Origin of the sequence: Nocardia sp. NPDC059229 (genome assembly GCF_042754165.1) — a bacterium.
In the GTDB taxonomy this organism is placed as follows: Bacteria; Actinomycetota; Actinomycetes; order Mycobacteriales; family Mycobacteriaceae; genus Nocardia.
The window spans coordinates 254,003-267,241 of sequence record NZ_JBHZAK010000013.1; the positions used below are offsets into that span (position 1 = coordinate 254,003).

At 66.5% G+C, this 13,239-nt stretch carries 18 protein-coding genes; 7 read left to right on the forward strand and 11 right to left on the reverse strand.

Going from position 1 to position 13,239, the window contains the following annotated elements:
- Positions 1 to 76 precede the first annotated feature (76 nt).
- Positions 77 to 796 carry a MazG family protein gene (locus ACFXHE_RS28230; RefSeq protein WP_379387511.1) on the forward strand — a complete coding sequence of 240 codons (720 nt, stop codon included), beginning with the start codon at positions 77 to 79 and terminating at the stop codon, positions 794 to 796.
- 98 nt (positions 797 to 894) lie between these two features.
- A complete protein-coding gene (locus tag ACFXHE_RS28235; protein ID WP_379387472.1) occupies positions 895 to 1,866 on the forward strand; it encodes a hypothetical protein in 972 nt (323 codons plus the stop codon).
- 13 nt (positions 1,867 to 1,879) lie between these two features.
- Here the strand turns inward: ACFXHE_RS28235 and ACFXHE_RS28240 are convergent, their stop codons facing one another.
- The 5 genes from ACFXHE_RS28240 to ACFXHE_RS28260 form a co-directional block, all read right to left on the reverse strand.
- Positions 1,880 to 2,194: an antibiotic biosynthesis monooxygenase family protein gene (locus ACFXHE_RS28240; RefSeq protein WP_379387473.1), complete on the reverse strand. Its 315-nt coding sequence runs from the start codon at positions 2,192 to 2,194 to the stop codon at positions 1,880 to 1,882.
- 2 nt (positions 2,195 to 2,196) lie between these two features.
- Positions 2,197 to 2,547: a hypothetical protein gene (locus ACFXHE_RS28245; RefSeq protein WP_379387474.1), complete on the reverse strand. Its 351-nt coding sequence runs from the start codon at positions 2,545 to 2,547 to the stop codon at positions 2,197 to 2,199.
- Positions 2,548 to 2,704: 157 nt separating this feature from the next.
- A complete protein-coding gene (locus ACFXHE_RS28250; protein WP_364623083.1) occupies positions 2,705 to 3,001 on the reverse strand; it encodes an MTH1187 family thiamine-binding protein in 297 nt (98 codons plus the stop codon).
- Positions 2,998 to 3,573: a TerD family protein gene (locus ACFXHE_RS28255; RefSeq protein WP_354833161.1), complete on the reverse strand. Its 576-nt coding sequence runs from the start codon at positions 3,571 to 3,573 to the stop codon at positions 2,998 to 3,000. The genes ACFXHE_RS28250 and ACFXHE_RS28255 overlap by 4 nt, the downstream gene beginning before the upstream one ends.
- Positions 3,574 to 3,590: 17 nt before the next feature.
- Positions 3,591 to 4,109 carry a hypothetical protein gene (locus ACFXHE_RS28260; RefSeq protein WP_379387475.1) on the reverse strand — a complete coding sequence of 173 codons (519 nt, stop codon included), beginning with the start codon at positions 4,107 to 4,109 and terminating at the stop codon, positions 3,591 to 3,593.
- A gap of 566 nt (positions 4,110 to 4,675) precedes the next feature.
- Between ACFXHE_RS28260 and ACFXHE_RS28265 the strand changes: the two genes are divergently transcribed.
- Positions 4,676 to 6,106, forward strand: a complete 1,431-nt coding sequence (locus ACFXHE_RS28265; protein ID WP_379387512.1) for a stealth family protein — start codon at positions 4,676 to 4,678, stop codon at positions 6,104 to 6,106.
- A 95-nt stretch (positions 6,107 to 6,201) separates the two neighbouring features.
- Here ACFXHE_RS28265 and ACFXHE_RS28270 read toward each other — a convergent pair whose 3' ends face one another.
- The gene (locus ACFXHE_RS28270; RefSeq protein WP_379387476.1) at positions 6,202 to 7,293 is read right to left on the reverse strand and encodes an esterase/lipase family protein; all 1,092 of its coding nucleotides are present in this window, start codon (positions 7,291 to 7,293) and stop codon (positions 6,202 to 6,204) included.
- Between the two features lie 278 nt (positions 7,294 to 7,571).
- Here ACFXHE_RS28270 and ACFXHE_RS28275 point away from each other — a divergent pair, with 278 nt between their 5' ends.
- On the forward strand, positions 7,572 to 7,952 hold the full coding sequence (locus tag ACFXHE_RS28275; protein ID WP_379387477.1) for a hypothetical protein: 381 nt from the start codon (positions 7,572 to 7,574) through the stop codon (positions 7,950 to 7,952).
- 209 nt (positions 7,953 to 8,161) lie between these two features.
- Here the strand turns inward: ACFXHE_RS28275 and ACFXHE_RS28280 are convergent, their stop codons facing one another.
- Together ACFXHE_RS28280 and ACFXHE_RS28285 are read right to left on the reverse strand one after the other, a co-directional pair.
- Positions 8,162 to 8,395 carry a hypothetical protein gene (locus ACFXHE_RS28280; protein WP_379387478.1) on the reverse strand — a complete coding sequence of 78 codons (234 nt, stop codon included), beginning with the start codon at positions 8,393 to 8,395 and terminating at the stop codon, positions 8,162 to 8,164.
- Positions 8,392 to 8,625 (reverse strand): hypothetical protein, encoded by a 234-nt coding sequence (locus tag ACFXHE_RS28285; protein ID WP_379387479.1) that lies wholly within the window; start codon positions 8,623 to 8,625, stop codon positions 8,392 to 8,394. Before ACFXHE_RS28285 ends, ACFXHE_RS28280 begins: the two co-directional genes overlap by 4 nt.
- Positions 8,626 to 9,039: 414 nt before the next feature.
- Between ACFXHE_RS28285 and ACFXHE_RS28290 the strand changes: the two genes are divergently transcribed.
- Entirely contained in the window at positions 9,040 to 9,945 is a 906-nt protein-coding gene (locus ACFXHE_RS28290; RefSeq protein WP_379387480.1) for a helix-turn-helix domain-containing protein, read from the forward strand.
- Complete coding sequence (locus tag ACFXHE_RS28295) at positions 9,935 to 10,285, forward strand: DUF397 domain-containing protein (RefSeq protein WP_379387481.1); 351 nt, start codon at positions 9,935 to 9,937, stop codon at positions 10,283 to 10,285. The genes ACFXHE_RS28290 and ACFXHE_RS28295 overlap by 11 nt, the downstream gene beginning before the upstream one ends.
- A gap of 194 nt (positions 10,286 to 10,479) precedes the next feature.
- Here ACFXHE_RS28295 and ACFXHE_RS28300 read toward each other — a convergent pair whose 3' ends face one another.
- The gene (locus ACFXHE_RS28300; protein ID WP_379387482.1) at positions 10,480 to 11,241 is read right to left on the reverse strand and encodes a MerR family transcriptional regulator; all 762 of its coding nucleotides are present in this window, start codon (positions 11,239 to 11,241) and stop codon (positions 10,480 to 10,482) included.
- A 63-nt stretch (positions 11,242 to 11,304) separates the two neighbouring features.
- Here ACFXHE_RS28300 and ACFXHE_RS28305 point away from each other — a divergent pair, with 63 nt between their 5' ends.
- Positions 11,305 to 11,769: a DUF6194 family protein gene (locus tag ACFXHE_RS28305; protein WP_379387483.1), complete on the forward strand. Its 465-nt coding sequence runs from the start codon at positions 11,305 to 11,307 to the stop codon at positions 11,767 to 11,769.
- 419 nt (positions 11,770 to 12,188) lie between these two features.
- Here the strand turns inward: ACFXHE_RS28305 and ACFXHE_RS28310 are convergent, their stop codons facing one another.
- Entirely contained in the window at positions 12,189 to 12,575 is a 387-nt protein-coding gene (locus ACFXHE_RS28310; RefSeq protein ID WP_379387484.1) for a carboxymuconolactone decarboxylase family protein, read from the reverse strand.
- Positions 12,572 to 13,234, reverse strand: a complete 663-nt coding sequence (locus tag ACFXHE_RS28315) for a class II aldolase/adducin family protein (protein ID WP_379387485.1) — start codon at positions 13,232 to 13,234, stop codon at positions 12,572 to 12,574. The genes ACFXHE_RS28310 and ACFXHE_RS28315 overlap by 4 nt, the downstream gene beginning before the upstream one ends.
- Positions 13,235 to 13,239: the final 5 nt, after the last annotated feature.

Here is a 13,239-nt window from a genome sequence, read left to right on the forward strand (position 1 = left end):
CGAGTCGGTCAGGCGGACCTCGGAACAGCCCAGCGCGGGAGGCGGTTTCGTGCGTGGCGAGGCGGGGCGCGAGGCGATGGCGGCCGAATCCGCGGCGGATACCGCGCGCATGATCGCGGCGCTGGGCGAGGCGGTCGAGGTGATGGACCGGCTGTGGAACTTCGGCGGGTGGGAGGTGACGCAGACGCATGATTCGCTGCGGCCGTACCTGCTGGAGGAGACGTACGAACTCCTGGACGCCATTCAGGCCGCAGACGCGGAGACCATCAAGGAGGAGCTGGGGGATCTGCTGCTGCAGGTGCTGTTCCACTCCCGGATTGCCGAGGCCGCAGGGGAATTCACCGTGGCCGACGTGGCCGCGGCGCTGGTGTCCAAGCTGGTGCACCGCAGTCCGCATCTGATCGGTGAGCACGGTTCCGGCGAATACGGCATCGATCCGGCCGCGGCGGTCGCCGACAAGATCGCGGCGCAGGAAAAGGCTTGGGAGGAGCGCAAATCCGCCGAGAAGGCGCGGCGCTCCTGCCTGGACGGCATTGCCATGGCGCAGCCCGCGCTGGCGCTGGCGGAGAAGGTCCGCTCGCGAGGCATCAAGGCGGGTTTACCCGAGGAGCTGATTCCCGGCGCTCTGCGTGTCGTGGAGCTCGGCGGGCCGGACAGTGCCGAAGAGCGGTTGCGCAAGGCCACTCTCGCGTTCGCCACCGCCGTCCGCGCCGCCGAGGATGCTGCCGAAATCGGTCGGGGCGAGCGGCGCGCGCTGGCCGCCGCGGACTGGCATCGGTACTGGCCGCGCGGCTGAACGGGATCGGGCACCGCGGACGGATCGGGCGTCGCGGTCGCGATGCCGGGCGATAACGGCGGTGTTGCCTTCGGCTCGTTTCGGCTAGCGTCAGAGGGGTGCATGCTTCGGGGCGCGAATCGATTACCGAGTACTACCCGCCACGAACGGGTGCGATCATCGCGCTGGTCTTCTTCCTATTGATGACCGCGCTACCCGGTTTCGTGGTGTTCGACGGCAGTCAGCAGCTGGTCATGCGTTTGCTCGGCGGATTGGCCATGGCGTTGTTCGGTTTCGGGGTGTACGCCATGCTCGAGGATCTGCTTCGCCCGCAGCCGACCCTGCTGGTCACCGACCAGGGCTTCACCTATCGCGGGTTTCCGCATGTGGCGTGGGCGGAGGTGGAGCGGGTGCGGCTGGGCATCGGGCGGCTGCGCAAGGGCGGTCGCGCGGAGATGTTCGCCGAGGTGGTGCTGCGCGATCCGGTCGAATTCCGTGACCGCGTACAGGCACTCGGCGATGTGATCATGCGCCGCAATCCGGACCGCCGGCTGTTCATCGTGGCCGAGCGGCTGCCGGTGCCGGTGCCGATGGTGGTGGACGTGATGCGGGAGCATCATCCCGGTCTGTCGGTGCGTGCCGTCGAGGACGCGCCGCCGGCCGCGCCCCGCTCACCCGATCGTGACATGGTGGAGAGCGCGCTCGTGAGCGCCCTCACCGAAGCGCTCCCCGTCGGCTGGAATCTGGCGGTCCTGTGGTTCTCCCTGGTCGGCGACGACGGCCACGCCGGCATCCAGCTGGAACTGACCGACCCCGACGCCGATCACACCGACGAGCTCCAGCCCTCCGAGGAGATCCTCACCCTCCTCAACCGGCTCAAGGAAGTCTGCTACGACCAGATGACCGGCACCTGGCTCAGCGGCCAGGTCGTTCTCCGCGCCGCCTCCACCAAGGCCGAATTCACCCTGTCCTTCAAGGAAATTCCCGACTGGCTCCCGATCCCCGAACCCGACGAATGCCGCCGCGAACTCGCCAAGTACCCCCGCGCCGGCGACGAAATCCCCACCTGGCTCCGCCAACGCATCTCCTGATCGCGCGGACCGCTCAGGGCCGGACGTTCTCGACCACGTCGGTGATCACCGAATAGGTGCTCAATATGTTGCTCTCGATCGGCGCGTGGTCGGGCCAGTCGTGTGCCGCCCGAAACGCATCCGACTCCATATACCCGATATAAGCGGCCTCATCGGCGAATTCGAGCATCGACACATAGCCGCGCCCGACCTCCCGGGCTCGCATCAGCCGCGCCCCCACCAGTCCCGGCACCTCCGACAGCGTCCCCCGCATGCTCGCCCCGAAGTTCCGTTCGAACACCTCCCGATCCGCGTCCGCCACGAACAACTCATTGACGACGACAAACATGACTACTCCTCGAGATTCAGCGCGCGACCGATGAATCGCACGGTGGTGGACAGCACCCGATCGAATTCATCCCCCGTGTCGATCCGATCGATGGCCCGTCCCAACGCCCCATCGACCAGCTCCGCGGTCAACTCCGGTTCCGGATCTCCCCGCTCGGCGAGTGCCTGCCGCAGCGGTTCGGCCATTTCATGATGCGTACGTGAAATCCGCTCCCGTGCACTCGCATCCGTGAGCCCGCCCCCACCGAGGACCGCGATTCGATGCGCCCCCGCCCCCGCCAACTCCACCGTGGCCCGCACATAGGCGATGACGCGCGCATCCGCCCCTTCAGCGGCCGCGACGGCCTCGCCCACGCTCCGCCCCAGCTGGCGAACGAGTCCACCACGATCCGCGCGAGAATCTCCTCCCCCGACCGGAAGTACTTGTACGGATAGGGATCGACAATGGTGCGGGGAACATCATCGCGCAGAGATGCTGCAGAAGGCCTGACTCGGCCAGGCCGCCGCGGGTTCAGTCTTCGGCGAGGTACCGCTCGACTGTTTCGACCTTGGCTTTCATGGCGTCGGTGACGCCCGGGCGGATGTCGGCTTTCAGGACGAGGCTGCAGCGTGGGGCGACTGCCATGACGGCGTCGGTGGCCTGTTTGACGACGGCCATGACCTCGTCCCATTCACCCTCGATAGTGGTGAACATGGCATTGGTCTCGTTGGGGAGGCCGCTGGCGCGGACGATCCGGACCGCTTCGGCGACGGCGCGGCCGACGTTCTCGCCGACGCCGAGCGGGGTCACGGAGAAGGCGATGATCAAACGTTCACGCCGTAGTCGCGGGCGATGCCGGCCAGGCCGGAGGCGTAGCCCTGGCCGATGGCGCGGAACTTCCACTCGGGGCCGTGGCGGTAGAGCTCGCCGAAGACCATGGCGGTTTCGGTGGACGCGTCCTCGGTGAGGTCGAAGCGGGCCAGTTCGGAACTGGTCACGGCGTCGATCACGCGGATGTAGGCGTTGCGGACCTGGCCGAAGGACTGGCGGCGGACGTCGGCCTCGTGGATGGAGACCGGGAAGAAGATATTGGTGATGGTCGGCGGCATGGCGGCCAGGTCGACATTGATCACCTCGTCGTCACCGTCGCCCGCGCCGGTGAGGTTGTCGCCGGTGTGCTCGATGGTGCCCTCGGGGGAGCGCAGGTTGTTGTAGAAGATGAAGTGCGCGTCGGAGAGCACGCGCTGGTTGGATCCGCAGGCCAGTGCGCTGGCGTCCAGGTCGTAATCGGCGCCGGTGGTGGTGCGCACGTCCCAGCCCAGCGCCACCGCGACCTTGGTCAGGTTGGGGGCCTGTTTGGACAGCGAAACGTTTCCGCCCTTGGCCAAGCTGACAGACACACGGACTCCTTCGATACTCAGTTGCGGTCGGCCGCCATCGCTTTGAGCGTCGCGACTCGTTTCTCCAGATAGCGTAGTTCGCTGTCGTCGAGGACGGTGCGCTGAATTCCCGTGGCGACCGAGAATGCTGATTGCCGGTGGTCGTCGATCACCTCGACCGTCAATTCCACCGCCACATAGTCGTCCGCGTCCGGCATGGGATCGGCGATCACCTTGGCGGTGCCGCGGGCGCACAGCGCCACATCGCCGCCGCCCAGAATCAGCAGCGCGATATCGGGACGTTCCCGCAGCCGCGCCAGCGAGCCGCGATCGAACTTGAGGCTGAGCAGGATTCGGCGATCACCGGCGCGCACCGGCCAGGAGACCGGGATGGCGTGGGGTGCGGGATCGGTGGTGACGAGGACCGCGATGGTGTCCTGCGGCCATTCGGGGAGGGCGTCCAGTTCGGGGTGGTCGGTCGGATGTACTGTCGTCTCGGTGTCGTCCGGTTCCGTCACTGTCGAGGGCTCCTGACGTTCCCGCGCTTCGGTTACCATCCGCGTCACCTCACCATCGGCTCCGCACAGCGGGCTGGACTGTGCTGCCGCAAGTGTATGCCGTTGCCGCGCTGGCCCGCTGGCGTCCGATCGGGGCCCGCGGCGTGCCGGTTCCGCGAGGTTCGTCCGTTACGACTGTGAAAACACCGCCGGACCTGCGAGGAAACAGATTGACGAGAAGCGATAACGGTTGCATCATTCGTTACAGTCCCTCGACTGAACGAGGTCATGCGAGTAGCCGGCCGATGACCGCCCGGTGAATATCGTCCGCCCATCCGGGTGTCGACGAACGCAGCAGCTTTTCCCAACCGGCGCGGTAGGCGCCATGTGAACGAGTGAGGTGAGTGCGAATGGGATTCCGGCCGTATCAGCGACGACCGTGGAATACACCTCGCACCGCCCTGTCCGCTCCGTTCTTCTGACTGCCCAACAGGTTTCACGACGCTGCCGGTACCGGGTCCGCCCGGCGTCCGGTCGCGCCGGTGCAGGGCTGCAGATGTGAGGTGAACAGCGCGAAGAGAGCGGAGATGGTGATGGCGGATCTGGGTTCGGGGCAGCAGCCGGAAATGGTGGAGATGGTGGGGCGCGCGACCGCGGCGAATCTGGTGGTATCGGATGCGGTCATCGACGATCTGCGTTACCTGCGTGGCGAACTGGCGGCCGCGGACGTGCCGTTCGTGCTGGTGCGCGACGCCGACCATCGGCTGGTACTGGCCGTGGACAGCGGTCACCGGTCGGCCCTGAGACGGGTGCTGGGTGCCGCGATGGTCGCGGGCTTCTCCTGCAACGAGAAGCCGCACAATGTCTTCCGCCTCGGCCGCGACCTGGACCCGGCCCATCATGTGGAGCTCGAGCTGTGGGAGTACCACGGCGACACCGTCGAGTGCCCGCGCCCGAATGCCCTGACCCGCATGGTCTTCGACGTCGCCGACGTGGAACCCGCCACCGTGCTGCTCTACGACGCCAGCTGGCCCACCCTGGCGGGGATGTTCACGCCCAACCCGACCGATGTCGGCTTCGACATCGACCTGGTCTTCTCGTGGGTGGACGGCACCGACCCCGAATTCCGCGCCCGCCGTGCCGGAATGATGGCGCAGGTGGTGGTCGGCGAGGGCGACGAGGCGGACGCCCGCATCCGCCAGATCGACGAACTGCGCTACGCCCTGCGCTCGGTGCACAAGAACGCGCCGTGGATCCGCCGCATCTTCATCGCCACCGATTCCCGGATTCCGGACTGGCTGGCCGACGACCCGAAGGTCACCATCGTCCGTGCGGTGGAGCACTTCTCGGATATCAGCGGCCTGCCGGTGTTCAATTCCCATGCGATCGAATGCCAACTGCAGCACATCGAGGGCTTGTCGGAGCACTTCCTCTACTCCAACGACGACATGTTCTTCGCCCGCCCCGTGCGCCCGTCCATGTTCTTCACTCCCGCGGGCATCAGCCGCTATATCGAAGCGGGCACCCGAATCGGCCCGGGCGCCAATGACGAACGCCGCAGCGGTTTCGAGAACGCGGCCCGCGTCAACCGCGCCCTGCTGACCCAGCGTTTCGGCCACGTCATCACCCGCCACCTCGAGCACACGCCGGTTCCCTTGCGCCGCAGTGTGCTCCAGGAAATGGAGCAGGTCTTCGCCGAGGATTTCGCGCGTACCCGAGCCAGCCGCTTCCGCGCCGCCACCGATATCTCGGTGACGAATTCCCTGTACCACTACTACGCCCTGCTCACGGGCCGCGCGGTCCCGCAGGAGGCCGCCAAGATGCGCTATGTGGACACCACCATGTACACGGGCCTGGCTCTGCTCGATGGCCTGGCGAAACGCCGCAACGTAGATTTCTTCTGCCTCAATGACGGCAGTTTCCCGGAGGTCCCGGAGGCCGAACGGGTCCGCGCCGTCTCGGAATTCCTGGAAACGTACTTCCCGGATCCGGCCCCCTGGGAAAAGCCGGATGCCACCGTCGGCACCATGACGGCCTTCGAGTCCGGCGCGGCCTGACCCGTCCGGGGCCAACGACTGTCAACCGTCCGGTGGGCGCTGCCGGACCGGGCCCGGGTTCTGCGCGCACCCACGCGGCGAACCCGGGCGATCGCTCAGAGTGCGTACGGGTTGAAGGTGCAGACCAGGTTCGGATGGCCGGCCGGGTCCAGGGCGTGCAGGGCGATGGACGCGGCCCGTGGGGAGTACATCATCGACAGGTGGTCGGACAGGTCGATGCCGCAGTTGTCCTGCAGGGTCACGTTGTTCACCGTTGCGCCGGGGCCGGCGGTCAGGAAGGTGGCGTTGTACGGGGTCGAGATCTCGTCGTGGGTGGTGGCGACGCTGGTGTAGTGCACGCCGGGGACGGTGTCGCCGGTGGCGTCGAGGGTCGAGTAGAAGCTGGATCCGGTGACCTGCTCGATCAGGCCCTGACCGACCAGCAGCTGGCTGAATCCCAGTGCGTTGAAACCCATGTCCGTCAGATGCCGGCCCAGGGTGGCGATGCCGTCGAGGGTGGTGCCGTGGTGGGTGGCGCCGAAGGTGATCAACTGGTCGACCTTCCCGGCGCCGCCGTCGAACTTCAGGTATTGGTCGGCGACCGTGCCGCCCTGGGAGTGTCCGATGATGTCGACCTGGTGTGCGCCGGTCGACGTGAGCACCTTGTCGATGAAGGTGGCGACCTCCTTGGCCGACTCCTCCATGGGCGCAATGCCATTGACGCCCGGCACCAGCGCGCCCAGACCACCCTGCTGCAGCAGACCCTCCTGGCCGAAGTTCAGCGCGTACACGCAGAATCCGGCCGTTTTGATCTTGGGCGACAGGTAGGCGAACCCGTCGTAGGCGTTCATCCAGGATCCGTGCAACAGCACCACCGGCTCGGGATGTGCCGCAGTGGGTTTGCAGTTCCAGTCGTTGGCGCCGGCGGGGGCCATGTTCTCATTGGCGACTGAGAAGGTGAACGCGGCCACGGCGTCGGTCATTTCGGGACCGTTGCCGGTCGGGATGGTGGAGTGCGGCGCACTGGAGATGCCGGTGTCCGCGAGTGCCTTGCCGGCGGTGGTCACGCCGGTGTTGATGGCGTCGACGAGGTCCTGGATCGTGGGCTGGGTAGCGGCCTGGGCGTTCACGCTGTGCGTACCGGCCAGCACGGCCGCGCCCATGATCGCGGCGGCGATGCGCACGCGCATCCGCTTGCTCGTGGTCATCTGGATGTCCTTCCTGCAGGTGCCGGGCTTCACTGCCCGAACCTGGATGCCGAAGGTAGAGCTGCGGCCGCGTCCGTTCGTCCAGGTTGCAGGGGGATTCCACGTTCCAACAACGGCGCGAGTAGGTCGGTGTGAGGACCTCCAACCCCGAGATGGGTGTGCCCTCGCTCCATCCGAGTCCGCTACCGCGAGAGCGCCGGCTGCTGAGCGATGGCGCTGATATGCGCCAATAGTGTTCGGTTGGAATCTGATTGGTGCCGCCGCCCACTCTCGGCAGCATGAAAAAGAAATTCCTCGCCGCCACGGTCCTCGCCGCCGCCTCGACCGCCACCATCTTCGGCGCCGGCCCCGCCTCCGCGGACGACGTGCACCAGATCTACTTCGCCTACGACACCGACAACGGCTACGTCAGCGGCCGCCTGACCGGCTTCAGCCACGACACCTACCAGGTCGACGCCCGCGGCGGCCAGGTCATGGTGGTCGACGCCACCCCCTACTGGTCGGACGCGACCGTCACCATCACCGGCCCCACCGGAACCCTGTCCTACCAGCACCAGTGGACCTCGGTCACCCTGCCGGTCAACGGTTCCTACCGGCTCACGGTGTCCTCGCCCAGCCACAGCACCGTCGACTACGGCCTCAGCGTCAAGATCGACTGAATACCCACTCCATGATCCTGTGGAGCGCGCTGTCAGCGCGCTCCACATCGGCGTGTGATGACCTCGGAACGAAGCGCGCATCCGGTAGCGGGGAGCCATGGTCGACGACCTTCTCCCGGTCGGACTCGCGGCCTCGGGGCAGCGCACGGCGAGTGGGCTGTGGGTACCGCGACGGCCTTGGAGTCCAGTGCGGCCGCCGGCACCTCGAGTCAGGCTTTGTGCACCGATTTCGTCACTCTCGACAAGCGGTTGAGCTTCTCGAAATATCGTGCGGCATCGTGACTTCCGGATGTCAGGTGGGTCGGGTCGAAGCACTCGCCATTACAGAGAGTGACTCGCCCGGCCGATGTGATCACGGTGATGATGCAGTCCGCGTCGTCCCTTCCGGTCATCCGGAACCGCACGGGCGCACCTACTTTCACCCAATCGGGCAGCCTGATCATGGTCGCCGCCCCTCCTGCTCACGCTCGTCGCGCAACCGCACGAGGTGTCGGCGCAGCGCGCAGCCGGCCTTCTCGCACGCCTCACTATGGGCGCGCAAGAGGGCTTCGATCTCTCGGTCGGAGAACACCGTGCCGCGCGAGGGCTCGGCGTGCCATGCGGGGTGGTCGCGCAGAGAGGCCGCCCGGTCGGACACGGGTGGATCAGCGGGCGCGATATAGGGATTGGTCATCATCGACTCCGAGTCGTCTGACGGGAAGAGGGCACGTCGTTACTGCGCGCGATGCCTGCCGTGCACGCGGTGGCGGTTGTGTAGCGGCACGCGGGCAAATCGGCCCGCGACCAGCGCCGTGTGACCCGGTGCAGCGGTGCGAGCGTCGCTGAATCCCCACCGTGCGACAGCCAGAAGTGCAGTTCCGGTAGCAGTAATCAGAAGTAAAAACCAAATGTCCCAAACCATTCGCCAGCTCCTCACTGAGTCGGACGGTCATAGCCATGAGGTGACGATGCTCCCGGTCGCGACACAGGGCCCGACTCGCCGCCGGATTTCCGAAATCAACGCGAAGCCGCAGCTCACTTCTCATGAGAGGCATAGTCTTCCTCTCAAAATGAGAGGAACGCGTCGGCCGGATGAGAGGACGGACGGATGGCGGACCACGAGCCCGAGGACACCGGCACCACCTTGCCGCGTCGGCAGCTCGGTCGGCTATTACGAGATGCGCGCACAGCGACGGGCATGAACCTGGACGAGGCAGCGGTGCTGGTGCAATGGAGTCGGCCCACACTGAGCCGCCTCGAGCGAGGCGAGACCGGAAGAGTGCGGGTCAACGATGTCCTGGCCCTCTGCGAAGCCTACGGATTGAGCGAGGCGAATACCGCTGTCGCACAGGGACTCGCCGAGCAGGTACCGGCGAAATCGTGGTGGTACGCCTATGGCGACCTCATCCCGGCATGGGCCAACCTCTATGTCGGATTGGAATCCGGTGCAACGACTTTGACGATCTTCCAACCACTGATCATGCATGGTTTGCTGCAGACCGCGGATTACACCCGGGCCGTCGACCGGGCCTTCTTCGTCGACGACACCGACGACGAACTGGAACGCAGGGTGCAGATCCGCGTGCAGCGGCAGCACCTCCTCACTCGTTCGCGACGCCCGACCGAGGTATCAGTAGTCCTGCACGAGAACGTATTACGCACAGTGGTCGGGGACAATCGTGTGATGGCGGCACAGTGCCGACACGTGGCGGACATGAGTACGCACGACAACATCGATATCCGAGTGATGCCGTTCCGAGCGGGACTGCCCCTCGGGGCTGCGCTGCCACCGTTCACGATCATGGATTTCGGTGGATCCGTACGCGGCAACAACGTCACGGAACCTCCGCAGGTCTACTGCGAGGGCTACGCCGGTAGCGCTTATCTCGAGAAGCGCACCGATGTGCTGAGGTTCCGCCAGGCATTCGGCAAGCTTCAACAGGCGAGCCTGGACACCCGCCCGAGCCGCGACTTTCTGCGAGAGATAGCAAGGAGACACGAGAGTGAACGTTGACTCGACCGTCGCTCATTGGTTCAAATCCAGCTACAGCCAGGGCGGCTCGGACTGTGTAGAGGTCGCACATCGCGCAGACCGCGTTCTCGTCCGAGACAGCAAGTACGCAGGCCCGTCTCACGATCAACCAGTGCTCGCGATTGCTCCCGAACTCTGGCCCGCCTTGCTGGATCTCGTGCTGAGTGGCAACTCCGGCCGAATCGGCGACCAACTCTCTGTCACCGTCTCCGCCGCGGGCGGTGCCACGCTCACCAACCCCCACGGCACCGCCCTCGACTACACCCCCGCCGAATGGTCGGCCTTCAGCAAGGGCGTGGCCAACGCCGAATTCAACCGCTGACAATACTTTTCGTCGATGTGCCCGTCTTCGAATGCGCTCTGATCATCGCACCGGTCGCAGTTCGTATCGCGGCGGCAGCCGAGGGGGTCCATTTTGTGAACGGCGAAAATCTTTGCTGCACAGTGCAATCGGGAGTTGCTTGGCCGTGCCGAACAGCGCTGCATACGGCAGGGCGCGGCGAGTGTGTTCTTCGGTCAGTCCAAAACCGGCAGTCCTTCAGGGGAAGTCGATCTTCCTTCACCGGCCGCCGCCGAAATAGCCGTACTGAGTGCCGCCGTGCCCTCGAACAGCGCCCGGGACCGGTTCTCGATGCTCTTGTCCCGCGCGGCCAGCCCGGCCATCACCGCGTCCCACCGCCGCGCACCCCGGAACTGCGGCATCAACTCCTGCAGCTGCGGAATCCGGTACCCCGCGGCCCGCAACTGATGCACGATCCGCGCATCCCGCACCTCGGCCGGCGTATATCTGCGTGCACCCCGGCTGTCCCCTCGTCCGGGCACAACCAGCCCCATCGCGTCCCAGTGCCGCAGCGTGGAGGCCCGCACTCCCAGTGCCTCCGCCAACTCGGTCACGCCCATCTCGTCCGAGGGCCGCGCATCCGTGATGGGTTCTTCGGCGATCAACCTGGCTGCGGCCCTCGCGATTTCGAGTTCCCGCCGCTCGCCGTCGAGCTGCCCGTGCACGGCATCCAGTAATGCGAGCATCTCGGGGCCGGCTCCGGCCTGCGCGGCCCGCATGATCTGCTTGGCTGCCCCCGGCCCCGCGCCCGCCGCGAGACTCCGGTACGCCCGCACGGACCACAGATGGGCTTCGCCGTACATTCGGTAGCCGGCGTCCGTGCGGATCGCCGGCGGCAGCACACCCTCGTTCTCCAGGTTGCGGACCTGCTGCACCGAGCACCCCGCAAGCCGCGCCACATCCACCGTCCGCCATCGGCCCGAGTTGCGACTTCGCAACTCCCCACCTCCCTATTTCCAGGGAAAAGTCCACACGAGCACTTCAATGTAACGCTGTAACTCATGACCATCGAAGACCTGGCCACATACATCGAATCCCTCGGCGGCGTCCTCACCCTCCACCCGGCCCCCGGCGACGGCACCCCCGAAATCGCCTGGGGCGACTACTTCTTCTACTACGCCCCCGACGGCATCACCCCCACCACAGTCCAGCCCTTCGCCACCCTCATCACGAAGGACTACCCCGACGACACCACCTCCCAGCTCGACCGCCCCGGCACGTTCCGCCTGAACATCAACACATCAAGGGACGAGTTCATCGAGTGGACAGGCCACACTCCCCGCGAACGAGGCTCCCTCGACCCGAGCACCACCGACACCCTGATCCCCCACCCGATCTACGCCTCAGCCGCCTGGCTAGCCGTCGTCAACCCCGGCCCCCGAACCGAGGCCCCAATCCGAAACCTCCTCCGAACCGCCCACAATCGAGCCCGCACCCGCTACGACCGCCACACCGAACCCAACTGACAGTTGCGCATCGGCACCCTCAACGTCCGTTCGACGCCCACCACTCGATAATCGAGCCATGAGCGGATGTCCTTGGGTGGCAGTGGGTCTCGCCGTGGGCCGCCCCTGAGTCGGCGCCTGTTCGGTCAACGCGGTCTGCGGCTTCTTAGCTGACACCATGTCTCACGTCGTTGTTGTCTCGTTGTAGATGTATCGGGATGAGTTGTGCTGCACGATGTTTCGTCTTGTTTACGAGCTTTCGAGCGGTTTGCGCCCCGGCGACTTGCGGGAGTTGGCTGAGCCGCTGCTGCCGAAGGCCACCTTTCGTTCACGGGGCGCCGCCCTCACCTGCTTCGAGCAGCTGATGAGGGCAAAACCCCGGAGGGTCCGGGGCGAGACCGGACCCTCCGTAGCGACCGGGTGGCTGAAGGGCTGGGATTTCAGTCGGGTGGTCCGATGAGTTCGGCGATGATTTCGATGCCGAGGGCGTAGGCGGGCACGCCGGCGGTGAGGACAGCGGTTTCGGCCACGCCGATCAGGTCGACGATGGTCGCGCCGGCGTGGAGTGCGCCGCGGGCGTGGATCCGGGCAGGGTCGGATCGGCCCAGGGCCAGCAGTTGACCGAAGTGGACGAGCTGCTGCACGCGTGGTCCCAGCGCATTGTCGGTCAGCACGATGTGCCGCAGCGCCATGATCGCTTCTTCGGTGTCGAGCCGATCATGTTCTTCTGCCAGGCGCAGGCGGTCCTCGGCGCCTCGGGGGATGGTGCCGAGGGTCGAGCGGTAGCGGTCGCGGATCGCTTCGGCGCGGGATGCGTTGTCGCTCATGACACCCGGGCCATCGACGCTCGGACGGCCTCGAGGGCGCCCGCGGGGAAGTCCACGGCCCCGCCGATCGCTTGCGCGGCGATTTCCGCTTCGGCGCTTTCCTCGATCGCGTACACGAGCTCGGCGGCCGACGCCGGGTCCGGGCCGAAGACCATCAGGCCGTGGTTGGCCAGCAGCACGGCCCGCGTGGTTGGGCGTTCGTCGAGGATCTGCGCGATGCTGCGGACCGACACGTCCGACCCGCGCGGCCCCCATGCGACGATCGGCACGTCCTCGGCCTGGCCGAAACGCAGCATCGGCTCGGTGCGGCACGGCAGCGGCCGATTGGCCACGGCGAACGCGGTCGAGGCGGGCGAGTGCGTATGGATGACCGCCCCCACCTCGGGGCGCTTGCGATAGACGATGCCGTGCATGGTGATGATCTCGGCGCTGGCGGACCGCAGCTTTCCCTCGAGGACCCGACCGTCCTGGTGGACGATCGCCACCTGTTCGGGGCGCAGATCGCGGACGAAGCCCGGGGTCATGGCGAAGCGTTCGCTATCCACCCGCGCGCTGAGGTTGGCGTGCCCGGAGTGCGACATCACGCCGGCCACGAACAGCTGCGCGGCGGTCTCGGCGATCTGCTGGGCCTGGGGTGTCGTTGCCGGTGTTCCCGTCATGATCC